Origin of the sequence: Pseudoalteromonas sp. TAE79 (assembly GCF_000498015.1) — a bacterium.
Lineage (GTDB): Bacteria > Pseudomonadota > Gammaproteobacteria > Enterobacterales > Alteromonadaceae > Pseudoalteromonas.
Genome location: NZ_AUTL01000288.1, coordinates 1 through 17,387, shown reverse-complemented (window position 1 = coordinate 17,387; position 17,387 = coordinate 1). Strand labels below are relative to the sequence as shown.

Genomic DNA, 17,387 nt, shown 5'->3' with positions numbered 1-17,387 from the left:
TCAATTATAAAGGGGTTGCACGGGAAGTTTTTAGGACTACAACAGCCAATTACTTTAGCGGTTATTAAGCAATTTTAGCCGCTTTGGTTTGCTCAATATAATCATTAAGCGTAGCAACTTGTGCCTCATTAAAACGTAGTCCTAATTTACTACGACGCCATAAAATATTGTATGCGTTTTCTGCCCACTCTTCATTTAGCAAGTAATTTACTTCTGCTGCAAATAAACCATGGCCAAAATCTTGGCCTAAATCACTCAGTCCAGTTGCACTACCTAGTATAATTTTAGCGCGAGTACCATAAGTGCGCACAAAGCGTTTAAGTGTTATTTCAGGTAGCCATTCATATTTCGCTTTTAGCTCTGATTTAAGAGCTTCTACAGAGCTAAAATCGCCACCAGGGAGTGAGCTGTGCTTAGTCCACGCTTCGCTCATTTGTGGGTAAAATTCTTCAAGCTTATTAACTGCAGCTTCGGCGAGTTTACGATAAGTAGTAATTTTTCCACCAAACACACTCAATAGTGGTGTTTGCTTGGCGTCACTCGAAAGCTCTAATTTATAATCGCGAGTAACGGCTTGTGCATTAACTGATTCGTCATCAAGTAATGGGCGTACACCCGAGAAGGTATGTACTATATCTTCGCGTTTAATATGGTTTTTAAAGTAACTGTTAGTAATATCAATTAAGTAATCGATTTCTTCATCACTAATTTTAACGTCTTGCGCTTCACCTGTGTGTTCTACATCGGTTGTGCCAACAAGTGAGAAGTCATCTTCAAACGGAATAACAAATACAATACGCTGATCTTTATTTTGTAAAATGTAAGCTTGCTTCTCATCGTGAATGCGCGGCACCACTATGTGGCTGCCTTTCACAAGGCGAATATTTTGTGGTGATTTTTCTGTTAGGGCTTCATCAAATAATTTAGCTACCCAAGGACCCGCAGCATTAACAATGCCTTTGGCAGAAATGGTGTATTTAGCTTTGCTCTTTTGCTGCTCAAGCGTTATCTGCCATTTACCTTGCTCACGTTTAGCATTTATACACTTAGTTTGTGTGGTAATAACGGCGCCTTTTTCTTGCGCTGCAAGGGCGTTTAAAACGACTAAGCGAGAGTCATCAACCCAGCCGTCTGAGTATTCAAAACCTTTGGTAATAGAAGGTTCTAGTACGCTATTTTCGCCAAACTTGATGCTTCGAGAACCCGCTAGTGTTTCACGCTTTGCTAGATTGTCATACATAAACAAACCAATGCGAATCATCCATGCAGGGCGTAAATGCTTTTGATGGGGTAATCTAAAAGTAAGTGGCCACATAATATGAGGTGCGTTTTTAAGTAGCACTTCTCGCTCTGCTAGCGCTTCTTTTACTAATCTAAATTCGTAGTGCTCAAGGTAGCGCAGACCACCGTGGATCAGCTTAGAACTGTTTGAAGATGTTGCACAGGCAAGGTCTGATTGTTCGCACAAGAGTACTTTTAATCCTCTGCCTGCTGCATCAGCTGCTATTCCAGTGCCGTTTACACCGCCACCGATGACTAGTAAGTCATATTCGTTATCTGCTAATTCCACCGAGCTAACCTTTTTATTTGTAATATAAATAAGACATAAGCATCATAAAGCTGCTGTTTTCATTTGACAATAGAAAACCCAGTTTTTTATTCGTAAATTTTGACGCTGATCCATTTTCAATTTAAAGCAGTAAAGCATCCCTTTTAAATCTAGCTATTGGCTAAGTTAAAAAGGCGAAGTGGCTAAAGTATTCGCTTAGCCACTTAGTACTTACTCCGGACAGTTTTTATTCGTTAAACATACTTGAGCAACGCAGTGCTGCCATTTTGCATATAAATCATTACGTTCGTCGGCGCTCATAGTTGGCTCAAAACGACGGTCGCATGTCCACATTTTAGATAACTGCTCGGTTGACTCGTACACACCTGTTTGTAAGCCAGCTAAATATGCTACGCCTAAAGAGGTCGTTTCGGTCACAGTTGGGCGCTCAACTGTTGCGCCTAAAATATTAGATAAAAAAGTCATAACCCAATTATTTTTTACCATACCGCCATCTACACGAAGCACACTTGGGCGAAGGCCATCACGCTCCATCGCTTTTTGTAAATCTTTGGTCTGGTAACCAACTGATTGCAGAGCAGCCGCAACAATAGTGCTAATACCTGAATCGCGTGTTAGGCCTAAAATAGCGCCACGTGCATTAGGATCCCAATAAGGAGCACCTAAACCCGTAAACGAAGGCACTAAAAATACACCATGATCGAGCGGTACATCTTTAACCATCGATTCACTTTCGCCAGCATGGCTAAGTAGTTTTAAGCCTTCAACAATCCACTGCATCGTTGCGCCAGCCATAAATATGCTGCCTTCAATGGCGTAAGTTGGCTTGCCATTTAATCTATAGGCAACAGTGGTCAGTAAGCGATTTTCTGAGGTCAGTGCTTTTTCGCCAGTATTAAGCATTAAAAAACAGCCTGTACCGTAAGTGCTTTTTGCCATGCCTTGTTCAAAACATGCGTGGCCAACAAGTGCAGCTTGCTGATCGCCTGCAATACCACAAACACGAATTGGCGCGCCAAAAATGTCAGCACTCGTTGAACCAAACTCGTCAGCTGAATCCATTACTTCTGGCAGCATAGATTCTGGAATATCGAATAACTCTAGAAGCTCTTGATCCCACTGCTGGGTGTGAATATTAAATAACATGGTGCGCGATGCATTGGTTGCATCGGTGCGGTGCTCTTTGCCGCCTGTTAGCTGCCAAAGTAGGTAAGTGTCAACCGTACCGAAGGCGAGCTCACCTGCAAGGGCTTGTTCGCGTGCGCCTTCAACGTTATCTAAAATCCAACGAATTTTAGTGGCCGAAAAATAAGGGTCGAGCAATAAGCCTGTTTTATCGCTTATCGTTTGGCAAAGCTCATCAGTTGTTAGGCTTTCGCAATAGTCACTTGTGCGACGGTCTTGCCATACAATAGCGTTATAAATTGTTTTGCCTGTTTTTTTGTTCCACACTAAAGTGGTTTCGCGCTGGTTGGTGATACCAATGGCAATAATTTCTTCAGGCTTTACATCGTTTTTAGTTAACACTTCGCGACTAGTGCTAAGCACTGTTTGCCAAATATCGTTAGGGTCGTGTTCTACCCAACCATTTTGTGGAAAATGCTGCGAAAATTCTTGTTGTGCTGTACCAAAAACGTCTGCATCTTTTGTAAACAAGATGGCCCGAGAGCTTGTGGTTCCTTGATCAATTGAGAGTATGTATTTGGACATGATATTTGTGTTATTTATCTTATCTTATATATGACTAGATTGCCTTTAACCGAAGTTATGGCAATGGTTTTTTCTTAAAATAGCAGATTAAAAAATAAACACGCTAATATTTTCTGGTAACTCTTTTATATAAAAGGCGTTTTATTTTTGCATTATTTTAAGGGCGTACGCGGCTATTGATTAAAACAGCCGCTTAAAGCTTATTATTACTTGGTGTGAGGTTTAGCTTGTTGCCAATCCATACCGGTAGAAAAGCGATTATCAAACCCGCGCCACTGTGGCAGCGGTTTACCATCAACAACAGCTTGGTCGCCGTTTTGTGGTAAATCTAAGTATTTACACTCGCTGGCTATGCCTTTTACGTGGCAATCCATCATGGCAAGTACAAAGTGTTTGTTAATTTCGTTTAGTGTACGCATAGACCACGAAGGCTCGTAGTAATGGCCTATATCTAGCTCACTGCTACTTTGTGCAATAGCAGGGGCTGGGTGTGGTGCAATATTATGGCGTGCATTTTTGTAAGTAAGCATGTACTTATCTTTGCTGCCTGTTTGTTCATAAAGACTTTTAATGCTTTCATAGCCTGAAATGTCATCTAAGTTACCGGCTATATAAAGCGAAGGTACTTTAATATTTTCCATTGCTTTGGCATCAAATATAGTGTGCTGTCCGCCCCATGGCGCAAAGGCCACCATCGCTTTTATACGTGGGTCTACTTTTGGGTTTTGGTATTGTCCACCAGCGCAGCTGTTTAGTAATTGCTGTACTTGTTTAATTTGAGCAGGGTCTTTCATACCCGTAAACATAGCTGTAGTTTGCTCATTAAAAGCGTAACAACCACCTATCGTATTTACCGCGCCATAGCCACCCATTGAGTAACCAATTACGCCTGCGCTTTTGTTATCTACCTGCTTGCTTGCAAAGTTGTTTTGCTCATTAAAGTAATTAATAACAAACTGCTGATCGCGTGAGCGATTTATAAGCGTGCTAAAAAAGCCAGAGAACGGTGCATTTTTAAAATCAACATCGGCATTGGTTGAGTCAGTATGATCAATAGCTACCACAATGTAACCGTGCGACGCTAAATGCTCGCCAAGGTAGTACATAATTGTACGGTAACCGGTATAACCGTGCGAAAGCACTATCACAGGGTAGTGCTCTTTATTATTAATGGCGACATCACGCATTGCATCGGCTTGCAGAATAAACTCTTTACCTGAGCGAGTTTGATCTGTGTAGCTGCTAAGTGGCGCTTTTGCTGTATTTGCAGCCGGATACCACACCTCTACTTTTAAAGGACGATCTTTTTGACCTTGTGTAGCGGGGTCAAATTGCGCAGGGTTAACTAAATCAAGTGTTTGCACACCTACATTGTAGCTACCTTTAGCTGCAAGCTCTGGCAGTACTTCGCTAGTGATTGGCGGGTATAGCTGCTCTGGTTTATTAGATTCAGCAACAGCTACACTGGCAGATAAACTGCACGTTGCAAGTAATATGGCTTTTGAAAGCGCCTTGAGTGTGTGCGTCATTGTTGTGTATTTTTATTTTTTAATTTGTCAGTTCAGCCGACTCGACGACATTGCTATATTGCAGCAGCCACTGTGCTCGCAAGGTATCCATTATGTTCATAACTCGTAAGCTAGTACTGAGGGGCAACACGCTGCTTTGGGTTTGTTTTTGTAATATACACTGCGTTACATGTGCAATTTCAAACTTAAAGTTTTCATCGTCACTAAAGTTGTATTCAAAGTACTGAGGGTCTTGGTCTTTTATGTGTAGCTCTAGCGTTTGTGCACCTACAAACTGAGGTATTCGAATATAGCCAAGCTCACCATTAATACATGCTTCTGTTGGGCCATTTTGCTGCAGTGCGCTGGCAAGAGATGCAAATTGCCCGTTACCGTAATCAACTATAGCAGTGCTTCGCTCATCAACGCCGGTTGTGCTTTTATGTACAAAGGAGTTGATGTGTTCAGGGGCTTTATTAAATACCACATCAGCAATCGAAATAGGATAAATACCTAAATCGAGCAGGGCGCCACCCGCTGTTACAGGGTTCATTAATCGATGAGTATCTGCAAAGCTGCCAGGTAAACTAAAGTTAGCATTAACACTGTGTACATTACCAATAACACCTTCACTTAGGAGCTGTTGTAATTTTACTATGGCAGGTAAAAACCGCATCCAAACGCCTTCCATTAAAAAGCAGTTTTGTTGCTTGGCAAGCTCAGTGAGACTTTGCAACTGCTTAGCATTAACGGTGATTGGTTTTTCGCTTAGCACGTGCTTATTGTGTTTTAAGCATTGGGCTATCGTTTTAAAGTGTTGATCGTGGGTATTGGCAATATAAATAGCATCTATATTTGGGCATTGCATAAGAGCTTGATAGCTTTCATAGCCTTGAATATTGTACGGTGTGGCAAATTCTTTAGCGCGCTGTATACTCGTTGATGCCGCGCCAATAAGCTGTGCATCACTGCAATGCGCAATGCTTGTAGCAAAGGTGTGAGCTATATTGCCACACCCAATAATTCCCCAATTAACCTTTGCCATGCTTATTCCTTAAGTTTATTTAAAAAGACGTAATTTGTAATCCTGAACCCGCTGAACATACGTAAATATCAGCATTTAAATTAAAGCGTTCAAAGTAATGCTTTTCTACCGCTGCTTTAATTAGTGGTACTTCCGCATCACGACATAAACATACAATTGCGCCACCAAAACCACCCCCTGTCATACGAACTGCGCCACGCTCGCCCATCGCTTCTTTACAAATTTCTACTAAGCCATCGGTTGCAGGTACGGTTACTTCAAAGTCGTGTTTAAGTGATTGATGCGATGCTGCCATTAGCGTGCGAAGTGCATCCATATCGTTATTTTGTAGTGCAGTAGTTGCTGCAATTACACGGTCGTTTTCGCTAATTACGTGGTGTGCACGTTTATATTCGTTTTCGCTTAATGTCGCTTTTACTGCTTGCAGGCCAGCCATGGTGGCTTGGCGAAGTGTTTCTACACCCATTTTTACAGCAGCTTGTTCGCAGTCAATACGGCGCTGGTTGTATTCGCTATCAACCAACTTCCGCGGGTAGTTAGAGTTGACAATAACAATATTTAAATCATCAGGAACTTTAACTGATTTGGTTGCGAGGTTTTCACAGTCGATTAATAGTGCATGACCATTCTCGCCTTTAGCTGAAATAAGCTGATCCATAATGCCGCATTGGCAATGCATAAAGTCGTTTTCGGCTTCTTGGCCAAATAGCGCAATTTGCTCTGGCGGTAAACCAAGCTGTGCAATATGGTTAAACATACCGCCTACAGCAACTTCTAGTGCGGCCGATGACGACAAGCCACTACCTTGCGGTAAGTTGCTGTCAATAAGTAGGTCGGCGCCACGCAGTGTGTAGCCCGCTCTTTTAAGAACATAAGTAACAGCACGAATGTAGTTACCCCATTGCGACTGGCCTTCAGTGATTTCTTCATCAACGCTAAAGCTGTCTTTTTCGCCAGGGTAATTTAAAGAATGCACAGTAATAATATTGTCGTCGCGCTCTTTAAACATTACTTGGGTACGAAACTCTAACGAACACGGTAAAACAAAACCATCGTTGTAGTCGGTAAATTCGCCAATAAGGTTTACACGCCCCGGTGCTGCTGCAATACCTTGAGCAGGCGCGCCATACAGTGACAAAAATTGTTGTTGGAATTCGTTAAGCTTCATCTGTGTGTCCTGCTGTATCTTTATAGTGTGTTGTACTGGCTGCTTTTAAAATAGAAGCAGCGGTTTCTGCGCTTAAATCGCGTTGGCTTTCGCCTAGCATTTCGTAGCCTACCATGTGTTTTTTAACAGTAGCAGAGCGAAGTAGCGGCGGATAAAAGTGTGCATGTAAGCGCCAATGTTGCTCATCAGAGCCTCTGTTAGCGGGTGTATTGTGCCACCCCATAGAATACGGGAAGCTGCAATTAAATACGTTGTCGTACTTAGTGGTTAATACTTTAAGTGCCTGTGCTAAAGCGTCTGTTTGCGCATCGTTTAACTGGCTAAAGTTTTGAATATTATCTTTAGTTACTAGCATTGTTTCAAACGGCCACGCTGCCCAAAATGGCACCACAACAAGCCAATGTTCGTTTTCAAATACAACACGTGTTTGATCCGCTTGCTCTTTTTGTGCGTAATCGGCAAGCATAGCTGTGCCATGCTTTTTATAATAAGCAAGCTGCTGGGTATCTTCGGCTTCTATTTCGGTTGATAAATGCGAGTGAGCCCATACTTGGCCGTGAGGATGAGGTTGCGAACAACCCATGATCTCGCCTTTATTTTCAAAAACTTGTACGCATTCGTACTGCTGTGCAAGCTCTGTGTAATTTTGTTTCCAGGTTTTTACTACTTCGTGCAATGCATCGTGCTCAAGCTCTGGAAGTGTTTTATTATGCTCTGGAGAAAAACAAATTACGCGGCATTCGCCACTGGCTTCGTCGGCAATAAATAAATCGCTGTCTGATTCTAAGCTTTGTAATTGCTCGCCGGCATTAGGCGTTAATGCACCAAAGTCATTTCTAAATACGTGTGTGTATTTATAATCAGGGTTACTGTCGCCATTTGCACGGGTATTACTTGGGCAAAGTGGGCAGCCTTCATCGTGTTTTGGTAATACGTTTTCGTTAACGGCTTCTGTTGCGCCTAACCATGGGCGGTTATTACGATGTGGTGACACTAATACCCAACGACCCGTTAGCGGATTTTTACGTCTGTGAGTACTTTCTAATAAAGCCATGTTAACTCTCCAACCCACTTGGGTAATTAGTTTGCCAGCGCCATGTGTCGTTTGTCATGTCGCTAAGTGTTAGTTCTGCGTACCAGTTAAGTGTGTTTTGCGCTTTTGTAGCATCGGCGTAGTTACAGGCAATATCACCTGCTCGGCGCGGTGCAATCTTATACGGAATATCTTTATTGGCTGATGCGCTAAATGCGTTGATCATATCAAGCACAGAATAACCTTGCCCTGTGCCTAAGTTGTAAGCATGAAAAGCGGTATCTGTTTTATGCTGCATAAAAGCGGCAACGTGGCCTTTCGCTAAATCTAAAACGTGAATATAGTCGCGCACGCCGGTGCCATCTTCGGTGTCGTAGTCGTCACCAAAAATATTTACCACGTCGCGTTTGCCTACTGCAGTTTGGGCAATAAATGGCATTAAGTTATTAGGAATACCATTAGGGCTTTCACCTAGTAAACCGCTTGGGTGTGAACCTACTGGGTTAAAGTAACGAAGCGCAATACCCATAAATTGACTGTTGGCATTACATACGTCTTGCATGGCTTGTTCAACCATGACTTTAGTCCAACCATAAGGATTAGTTGCGCGTATAGGGTGTTTTTCGTCAATAGGGAGGTAGTCTGGTTCGCCGTACACTGTAGCCGATGAGCTAAATATAATATGGTTAACGCCTTCATCTTGCATGTTTTGTAGCATGCTTAATGTGCCCGACACATTATTTTGATAATAACGTAGTCGTTGCTCAGTTGATTCGCCAACGGCTTTTAAAGCCGCAAAGTGAAAAACAGCTTCGGCTTTAGTCTGTTTTAGGGCGAGCTTAAATTGTTGCTCGTCTTGAATGTCACCTAAAATAAACTCAAACCGAGTACCTGTAATCTTTTCGAGTTGGTCAAGTACCCGCGCACTTGCATTAGACAAGTTATCATAAATAACAGGTGTAATACCTGCTTCATGCAATGCAATACATGTGTGGCTACCTATGTAACCCATGCCGCCAGTAACTAAAACTCTCATATTATTTCTCGAAAAGTGTATTTATATGATAAATACTACTATTAAGGGGGTTTAAAAACAATAGTTATGATTGCTGGGTAATTCAAATAAAAGCATAAAAAACATTCAGCTTAAACACTTACCTGCCTTTTAAAGGAATGCTTTTATATTAACTAACATAGGCTTAGCTTTATCAATTAATTCTATAAACTGATTCAACTATTGGCCTAATTATCAGCAGTAAGTCGGGGTGCTAATATAGCGAAAATAAAGTAAGGAGAGATCAACATGAACAAAACAATTTTACTTACCGGCGCAACCGATGGCATTGGGCTAGAAACGGCAAAGATGTTATTAGCACAAGGTCACACCGTATTATTACATGGCCGCAGCCAAGCAAAGCTAAATGCGCTACAAGTAGCTTTAACCGAGCAATACCCAAATGCAAGTACACATACTTATATTGCTGATTTAAGCGATATGAGCCAAGTTCAAACTTTGGCAAAAAATGTATTAGCCGATTTGGCCGAAAATAATAACCAGCTTGACGTACTTATTAATAATGCAGGCGTTTATCAATTAGTTGATGCTACAACAATTGACGGCCTTGATGCTCGCTTTGTTGTAAACACGATTGCGCCATATCTTCTTACAAAACTATTGTTACCTGTTCTTGGTCATGATTCGCGAGTGGTTAATGTGTCATCAGCTGCGCAATCAAGCGTTAACTTAAATGCACTTATAGGTAACACTGAACTTTCTGATAGTGCGGCTTATGCACAAAGTAAATTGGCTATTACTATGTGGTCGCGTCATTTAGGGCTTGAGCTTAAAGATACTGGGCCATTAGTTGTATCGGTAAACCCTAAATCGTTACTGGGAAGCAAAATGGTAAAAGACGCTTACGGTATAGATGGTGGGGATTTAAAAATTGGCGCAAATATTTTTTGTCGCGCAGCGCTTAGTGATGAATTTAAAGATGCCGCAGGCCTGTATTTTGATAACGATACAGGACGCTTTGCGCCTCCTCATGTTGATGCACTTGATAATGCTAAAAATCAACAACTCGTAGATACGTTAGACAGTATTTTAGCACAGCTTAAATTAGGTAAAGCATAATGAAAAATCATGTTACCTGGACAGTACAAGGCCAAATTAAAGAAGGTAAATACGATGAGTTTTTACTGGTAATGGCACAATTAGTTACTTTGGCTAAAAGTGAAGCGGGCACTTTAATGTATGAGTGGACAGTAAGTGAAGACAAGCGCAATGTACATATTTACGAGCGTTACCAAGATGAAGATGCTGCTAAAGCGCATCTTGCTGGTTGGGGCGAAAGTGGCCCACTATTTTTAAGCGTAGTTGATATGGATAAAGTAACGGTATTTAGTCAATTATCAGAAGAGTTTGCACAAGCCTTTGCAGGCCCAAGCAGTGTATTTATGAAACCTGTGGGTGGCTTTGTAAAGTTTTAGAGAAAATACCCATTGTTGATCTAAAGAGCTCACCTCATCAGTGAGCTCTTTTTTTAGTGGCATTACTGCTCTTGCTGCAAGCGCTCGTATAGCCAATCTTTTAATTCTGTACGTTCGTGTTTTAATAGATGCATTTGTTCATCGCTTATGGGCGCATCTTTGAGCTCTAACACTCTAATCTCTTTATCTAGCTTGTCGTACTTATCTGCTTTTTTTGCAAATTCAGTATCGCTTTCATTTAACTCGGCAATGGTCTTTAAGTACTCTGGAAAGTCATTTGTTAATGAGTGGTCTTCGCCTAACATATTCGCTCCTTAGTAGGATATAAATGAGCTCACAAGTAAGTGAGTTGTATAAGTGAATTACTGCCTTTCATATAATACACTGGGGCTTACATAGATATAATTCAACCATCGAGCCGCTAATTTGATGTAGCACAAGCAATCTGTTTATTTTGCTCAGTAAGGCATTTCACCAAAGTATTTAATAGTGCGATCAATAAATGCACGTACTTTAGAGGTCAATAATTTATTGTTGGGGTATACAGCCTACGTAGGTGTGTTAACTACTCGCGAAAAGCTTAAAACTCGATATTATTGCTCAAGGTGCAAGGAATCTCTGGCTTGAGAGAATAAATTTAAATATCACCATGATTTAATACGTTAATAAATCTCTTAACCAGAGTTCGGGTTAAGTGAACCAGTACCCACTAAAGACTTTAAAGAACTTTTAGCAAAAACAGTTAATTTTTAACGCTTTTTGCTAATTTATGTTGGCTAGTTAATAGTGGTAGAATGCAACGCTTAGTACCGCTTGCGTGAAGTAAGTGGTCAATAATTTATAAGGTTTGTTGTGTAATGCTGTTAATGATCGATAACTACGATTCGTTTACTTACAACTTAGTGCAATATTTTCAGCGTTTAGATCAAGACGTTTTAGTAAAACGTAATGACGAGCTAAACATTGCACAAATAAAACAGTTAAACCCGCAGCACATCGTGTTATCGCCGGGACCATGCACGCCTAACGAAGCGGGTATTTCATTAAATGTTGTTGAGCAACTAAAAGGACAATATCCTATTCTAGGGATTTGCTTGGGGCATCAAACTATCGCGCAAGCTTTGGGGGGAGATGTAATTCGTGCTAAAAAAGTTATGCACGGTAAAACATCACCCATAGTTCACACTAATAAAGGTGTGTTTAAAGGTTTAGCTAACCCGTTAACAGTATGTCGTTATCATTCTTTAGTGGTTAAAGCGCAAACTCTACCTAAAGAGCTTGAAGTAACAGCATGGACTCAGACTGAGCAAGGCGAGTTTGACGAAATTATGGGATTACTTCATAAAGAATTAGCAATCGAAGGTGTGCAGTTTCATCCCGAAGCTATTTTAACTGCTCAAGGCTTAGAACTGCTTGATAACTTTTTAACTCGCTTCTAATGTTATAATACACATAGCATTTTATACTTTATTAATGGATGTCATGACTGAACTTGTAGCCCAGCAGCGTACTGCCAAAATACTAAGCCAACGAGCTCATGACTTATTGCTTGGGCATAGCTTTGCGCATCAGCAAATTGGTTTCATTCATACATTAGATATAGATTACGGCGAACCCATGAAGCAGCGTACCTTGCTTCAGGTTGAAGTGGCCGCACAGAATAAACGCCAGCAAAGCAGTACTGCACATCATAAATATCGCGCGCAAGCAAGTGAGCAACTACACAAAACAATTGAAACAGCTATATATAAGCAGCTCGAAGATATAGATGGTGTAATTCATAGCACCATAGGTATTGAAGATGGCATTGCCAATATACTCGATATATTAGCGGTAAAGTCGGCATCGGTAGGGCGTTTAGAGCCATTGGTTAATGATTTAAGCTGGTTGGGTAGGGAGTTAGTAACGCTCGTTAATTTACCTTACTATCGTAATCAACGTAGTAAAAACACGTCTGTAAAAGTAGATAAGCCATCGCTTGCTCTTCGCTATATTGGTCTTGATAACTTACAGCTAGTTATACCTACATTTGCTGCGCGTCATTGGATGCCACATAGCACCGAGCCATTTTCATTATTAAAACGCCGGCTACGCGACAGCGCGATGGCAAACGCGATTGCTGCGCAAAAAATTGCACAAATTAATAATGTGAACGACGTTCATGCATTTACCCTTGGTATGCTTTTAGATGTAGGGCGAATTGCATTGGTGCGTTTGTACTTAAAAACGTTTGAGAAAGTATGGCAACGTAAAGTGCAGTTAGCCCGAAATGAAAACCAAAAAGATTTACACACCGCATTATTAGAGCTACAGCCCGACCCGCTATTTTTAACCACTCTACTTAGCAATAAGTCGATAGAGGTAAGCGCCAAAGTAATAGACAAAATGGCTTTTAAATATTTACCGTTTAAAGGTGTAATGCAGCAGCTAGTAAATGGGGTAGATAAGGGCGATACATTACTGCCGTTAACACAAGTAATGCTAAAGGCACGTTGCTACTCTCAATATCTTAATCTAAAAGAGCATCAACTTATTGAGCCTGACGAAACTCTAAGCTGGTTTTCGTACTTTAAGTTCACTAAAACGGAACTAAAAACCCTCCAATCGAGTAATTTTACCAATTTAGCTATTCAAATTGACTAAAAATCTGAATTTTTTGTTAATTTTTTTGCGACTAACCATTCATTCTCACTCTATTTTTATATTGCATATTTGCCGATTAAAGCGTGTGCGCCTCTGTACTCATGCGGTTAGTTGCCTAAAAATAAGCATAAATAGCTATGCAAATAGTTATTCACTATCTATGAAATAATATCTTTAGCCCTTTATTTTCAAGGGATACATGAAAGTTTTTAACGAGACAGATATAAGTAATTCTGAAATAATGTGCGTCTGAAAATTGAACCACAAAGCAATTTTGCGCAATTATCAGGTTACTGATCTTGCCTATAAAGTTGGTTACAAATATTAACCAAACACCTATTTTGATGTTTTGTGTTGCTCACAATTAAGAGGAAATAAAATGACAGTCAATCGCGAATTATTTGATCACGTAATGGTTCCTAACTACGCACCTTCAAGCGTAATTCCTGTTCGAGGCGAAGGCTCTCGCGTATGGGATCAACAAGGTCGAGAGTTTATCGACTTTGCTGGTGGTATTGCAGTTAACTGTCTTGGCCATTGCCACCCTGCATTAGTAGGCGCATTAAAAGAGCAAGGCGAAAAAATCTGGCATCTATCTAACGTAATGACCAATGAGCCGGCACTTCGCCTAGCTAAAAAAATGGTTGATGCGACATTTGCTGAAAAAGTTTACTTTGCCAACTCAGGCGCAGAAGCAAACGAAGCCGCGCTTAAATTAGCGCGTCGTTTTGCACTTGATAAGTTTGGCGCAGAAAAATCACAAATCATCGCGTTCAACAAAGGTTTCCACGGTCGTACATTCTTTACCGTAACTGTTGGCGGCCAAGCTGCATATTCAGATGGTTTTGGCCCTAAGCCTGGCGACATTATACATTGCGATTACAACGACCTAGCTGCTTTTGAAGCACTTATCAGCGATAAAACATGTGCCGTAATGATGGAACCTCTACAAGGTGAAGGCGGTATTGTTTCACCAACTGATGAGTTTGCTCAAGGTGTTCGCGATTTATGTACTAAACATAACGCACTGCTTATTTTTGATGAAGTTCAAACAGGTGTTGGTCGTACTGGCGATTTATATGCATACCAAGGCTTAAACGTAGTACCTGATATTTTAACTTCGGCTAAAGCACTTGGCGGCGGTTTTCCTATTGGCGCTATGATCACAACAACTGAAATTGCACAGCACCTTAAAGTAGGCACACATGGTTCTACTTATGGCGGTAACCCGCTTGCGTGTGCTGTTGCAGAAGCGGCATTTGATACAGTAAATACCCCAGAAGTACTGGCTGGCGTAAAAGAAAAAGCCGCATTATTTAATGAACTACTTAGCGCGGTTAACGAAAAATACAACGTATTTAGCGAAATCCGTGGCCAAGGTTTATTAATTGGTGCAGTAGTGAACGAGCAATACAAAGGTCGTGCAAAAGAGTTTTTAGTGGCAGGTACTGAGCAAGGCCTTATGTCACTAGTTGCCGGTGCAGACGTAGTACGTTTCACTCCATCTTTAGTAATTCCTGAAGCGGACATTCGCGAAGGTATGGCACGCTTTGAAAAAGCAGTAGCAAGCGTAGTAAACGCATAAGCGACTTAAGCCAACCAATTAAGGGCAAGCACCGCTTGCCCTGCAATTCCTATTTACCGTTATTTATAAGGGAGCAAGCGGACTCATGATGATCCTTCGCCCAATCCAGCAAAATGATTACTCAGCATTACTGAAAATTGCCCACGAATCTGGGCATGGTTTTACGTCTTTGCCATTAAACGAAGAACTATTGCAAAAGAAAATAGACCATTCTGTAAGTTCATTTGCTAAGCAAACGTCACAACCCGGTGACGAAGGCTACCTGTTTGTTCTTGAAGATAGCGAAACCGGTGATGTTGTAGGTACGTCTGCAATTGAAGCTGCTGTAGGGCTTGATGATGCATTTTATCATTATCACTTAAGTAAAGTGATTCACTCTTCGCGCACATTAGACGTATACAAAGCGGTTGATATTTTAACGCTATGTAACGACTACACAGGCGCTACAGAGCTTTGCACATTGTTTTTAAAAGATGGCTATCGTAAAAATTGTAACGGTAAGCTACTTTCAAAAGCGCGCTTTATGTTTATAAAGCAGCATCAAGAGCGTTTTGCACAAACAGTGATTGCAGAAATGCGCGGTGTGTCTGACGAAAATGGCAGTAGCCCTTTTTGGCAGTGGCTTGAAGAGCACTTTTTCTCAATGGATTTTCCAACAGCCGACTACCTAACAGGTATTGGCCAAAAGGTTTTCATTGCTGAACTAATGCCTAAATACCCAATTTATGTAAATTTGCTAAGTAAAGATGCGCAAGCCGTAATAGGTAAAGTACACGACAACACACGCCCAGCAATCGAGTTATTAAAAAGCGAAGGCTTTACGTTTAATGGCTACGTAGACATTTTTGACGGCGGCCCAACGGTTGAAGCAAAAGTAGATAACATTGCGACGATTCGTAATGCAAATAACTTTAACGTTGAAATTGGCGAAATGACTGGCGACACCATGGTGTTACTAGCTAACGAAAAGCTTGAAGATTTTAGAGCAACCGTTGCACCAATGACATTTGACGAGCGCGCAAAAAGCCTTATTTTATCGCAAGAAGTAGCAGATGCATTGCATTTGCAAACTGGCGATATTGTTAGTGCAACCACGATTTAATTTAGGAGAAAGTATATGACTCATCCTGCACAATTTATTAATGGTCAATGGTCACAAGGCCAAGGCACAGAATTTAATTCAGTAAACCCTGCAAATAACGACGTTATTTGGCAGGCTTCATCGGCAACTGCGGCGCAAGTAGACACCGCAGTAAATGCAGCGCGCGAAGCGTTTTATGCATGGGCTGATAAAAGCTTTACTGAGCGTTTAGAAATAATTAAAGCATTTGCAGCGCAATTAAAAGAAAACAGCGAAGAGCTCGCTATTACTATTGCACAAGAAACAGGTAAGCCACTGTGGGAAACTCGCACAGAAGCGGGTGCTATGGTTGGTAAAATTGCCATTTCTGAAAAAGCATTTTTAGAGCGCACTGGCGACGTAGAAAACGCAATGCCACTTGGCCGTGCAATGATCCGTCATAAGCCACATGGTGTTGTAGCCGTATTTGGTCCGTATAACTTTCCAGGTCACTTACCTAATGGCCACATTGTGCCAGCGCTTTTAGCAGGTAACACGGTTGTGTTTAAACCGTCTGAACTTACTCCTAAAGTAGCTGAGCTTACGCTTAAACTGTGGGAAAAAGCAGGTTTACCAGCAGGTGTCATTAACCTTGTACAGGGTGAAGTAGAAACGGGTAAAGCTCTTGCTGCTCACAAAGGTATTGATGGCTTGTTCTTTACGGGTTCTTCGCGTACTGGTCATATTTTACATGAACAGTTTGCGGGTCAACCGGGCAAAATTTTAGCGCTAGAAATGGGTGGTAATAACCCACTTATTATTACTGATGTTGAAGACACTAAAGCGGTTGTTCACGATATTATTCAATCAGCGTTTATCTCAAGTGGCCAGCGTTGTACGTGTGCACGTAAACTATTTTTACCAACGGGTAGCAAAGGTGATGTGATACTGGAGCGTTTAATCACAGCAACTAAAGCGATTAAAGTAGGTAATTATGACGATGCAGACCAGCCATTTATGGGCTCTATGATTTCATCAGCTGCAGCTGCAGGCATGGTTAAAGCGCAAAACGAGCTTGTTGAGCTTGGTGGTGAAGTATTAGTAGAACTTGAGCACACAGCTAATACTGGCTTTGTAACACCAGGTATTATTGAGTGTACAAATATTAGTGACTTCCCAGATGAAGAGCATTTTGGACCACTTTTAAAAGTGTTCCGCTTTGACGACTTTGACCAAGCCATTGATAAAGCAAACGATACAACCTTTGGTTTATCGGCTGGTTTATTAAGTGACAGTGCAGCAGATTACGACCATTTCTTACGTCGTATTCGTGCAGGTATTGTTAACTGGAATCGCCCAATTACTGGCGCATCAAGCGCAGCACCGTTTGGTGGTATTGGCGCATCGGGCAACCACAGAGCAAGTGCGTATTACGCAGCCGATTACTGTGCATACCCAGTTGCTTCGGTAGAGCTTGAAAAAGTAGCTATGCCAGCAACACTAAGCCCAGGCTTAAAAATAGATTAAGTAGTAATACTACTTAATTATTATAAAAGCAGCTTCGGCTGCTTTTTT

15 protein-coding genes are annotated in these 17,387 nt (G+C 41.3%); 7 read left to right on the top strand and 8 right to left on the bottom strand.

Annotated features, from left to right (window positions below):
• Positions 1-64: 64 nt before the first annotated feature.
• The 7 genes from glpD to galE all read right to left on the bottom strand — a co-directional run bounded on the left by glpD (position 65) and on the right by galE (position 9,070).
• Complete coding sequence (glpD, locus tag L655_RS0123815; RefSeq protein ID WP_024606499.1) at positions 65-1,570, bottom strand: glycerol-3-phosphate dehydrogenase; 1,506 nt, start codon at positions 1,568-1,570, stop codon at positions 65-67.
• 210 nt (positions 1,571-1,780) lie between these two features.
• A complete protein-coding gene (glpK, locus tag L655_RS0123810) occupies positions 1,781-3,280 on the bottom strand; it encodes a glycerol kinase GlpK (protein ID WP_033012289.1) in 1,500 nt (499 codons plus the stop codon).
• 206 nt (positions 3,281-3,486) lie between these two features.
• Complete coding sequence (locus L655_RS0123805) at positions 3,487-4,809, bottom strand: dienelactone hydrolase family protein (RefSeq protein ID WP_024606497.1); 1,323 nt, start codon at positions 4,807-4,809, stop codon at positions 3,487-3,489.
• A gap of 19 nt (positions 4,810-4,828) precedes the next feature.
• Positions 4,829-5,833 (bottom strand): Gfo/Idh/MocA family oxidoreductase, encoded by a 1,005-nt coding sequence (locus L655_RS0123800; RefSeq protein WP_024606496.1) that lies wholly within the window; start codon positions 5,831-5,833, stop codon positions 4,829-4,831.
• 19 nt (positions 5,834-5,852) lie between these two features.
• Complete coding sequence (gene galK, locus L655_RS0123795; protein WP_024606495.1) at positions 5,853-7,001, bottom strand: galactokinase; 1,149 nt, start codon at positions 6,999-7,001, stop codon at positions 5,853-5,855.
• Complete coding sequence (locus L655_RS0123790) at positions 6,991-8,055, bottom strand: UDP-glucose--hexose-1-phosphate uridylyltransferase (RefSeq protein ID WP_024606494.1); 1,065 nt, start codon at positions 8,053-8,055, stop codon at positions 6,991-6,993. Before L655_RS0123790 ends, galK begins: the two co-directional genes overlap by 11 nt.
• 1 nt (position 8,056) lies before the next feature.
• Positions 8,057-9,070, bottom strand: a complete 1,014-nt coding sequence (gene galE / locus L655_RS0123785) for a UDP-glucose 4-epimerase GalE (RefSeq protein WP_024606493.1) — start codon at positions 9,068-9,070, stop codon at positions 8,057-8,059.
• Between the two features lie 267 nt (positions 9,071-9,337).
• Here galE and L655_RS0123780 point away from each other — a divergent pair, with 267 nt between their 5' ends.
• Positions 9,338-10,168, top strand: coding sequence for an SDR family NAD(P)-dependent oxidoreductase (locus tag L655_RS0123780; protein WP_002958854.1), 831 nt, complete (start codon positions 9,338-9,340; stop codon positions 10,166-10,168).
• A complete protein-coding gene (locus L655_RS0123775; RefSeq protein WP_002958855.1) occupies positions 10,168-10,524 on the top strand; it encodes an antibiotic biosynthesis monooxygenase in 357 nt (118 codons plus the stop codon). The genes L655_RS0123780 and L655_RS0123775 overlap by 1 nt, the downstream gene beginning before the upstream one ends.
• A 62-nt stretch (positions 10,525-10,586) precedes the next feature.
• Here the strand turns inward: L655_RS0123775 and L655_RS0123770 are convergent, their stop codons facing one another.
• Positions 10,587-10,829, bottom strand: a complete 243-nt coding sequence (locus L655_RS0123770; RefSeq protein WP_002958856.1) for a YdcH family protein — start codon at positions 10,827-10,829, stop codon at positions 10,587-10,589.
• 552 nt (positions 10,830-11,381) lie between these two features.
• Between L655_RS0123770 and L655_RS0123765 the strand changes: the two genes are divergently transcribed.
• From L655_RS0123765 to astD, 5 genes are all read left to right on the top strand, one after another.
• On the top strand, positions 11,382-11,963 hold the full coding sequence (locus L655_RS0123765) for an aminodeoxychorismate/anthranilate synthase component II (protein WP_024606492.1): 582 nt from the start codon (positions 11,382-11,384) through the stop codon (positions 11,961-11,963).
• A 43-nt stretch (positions 11,964-12,006) separates the two neighbouring features.
• Positions 12,007-13,167: an HDOD domain-containing protein gene (locus L655_RS0123760; RefSeq protein ID WP_024606491.1), complete on the top strand. Its 1,161-nt coding sequence runs from the start codon at positions 12,007-12,009 to the stop codon at positions 13,165-13,167.
• A 379-nt stretch (positions 13,168-13,546) separates the two neighbouring features.
• A complete protein-coding gene (locus L655_RS0123755) occupies positions 13,547-14,752 on the top strand; it encodes an aspartate aminotransferase family protein (protein ID WP_024606490.1) in 1,206 nt (401 codons plus the stop codon).
• A gap of 85 nt (positions 14,753-14,837) precedes the next feature.
• Positions 14,838-15,854, top strand: a complete 1,017-nt coding sequence (gene astA / locus L655_RS0123750) for an arginine N-succinyltransferase (RefSeq protein ID WP_002958860.1) — start codon at positions 14,838-14,840, stop codon at positions 15,852-15,854.
• A gap of 15 nt (positions 15,855-15,869) precedes the next feature.
• Complete coding sequence (gene astD / locus L655_RS0123745; RefSeq protein ID WP_007580085.1) at positions 15,870-17,339, top strand: succinylglutamate-semialdehyde dehydrogenase; 1,470 nt, start codon at positions 15,870-15,872, stop codon at positions 17,337-17,339.
• Positions 17,340-17,387 lie beyond the last annotated feature (48 nt).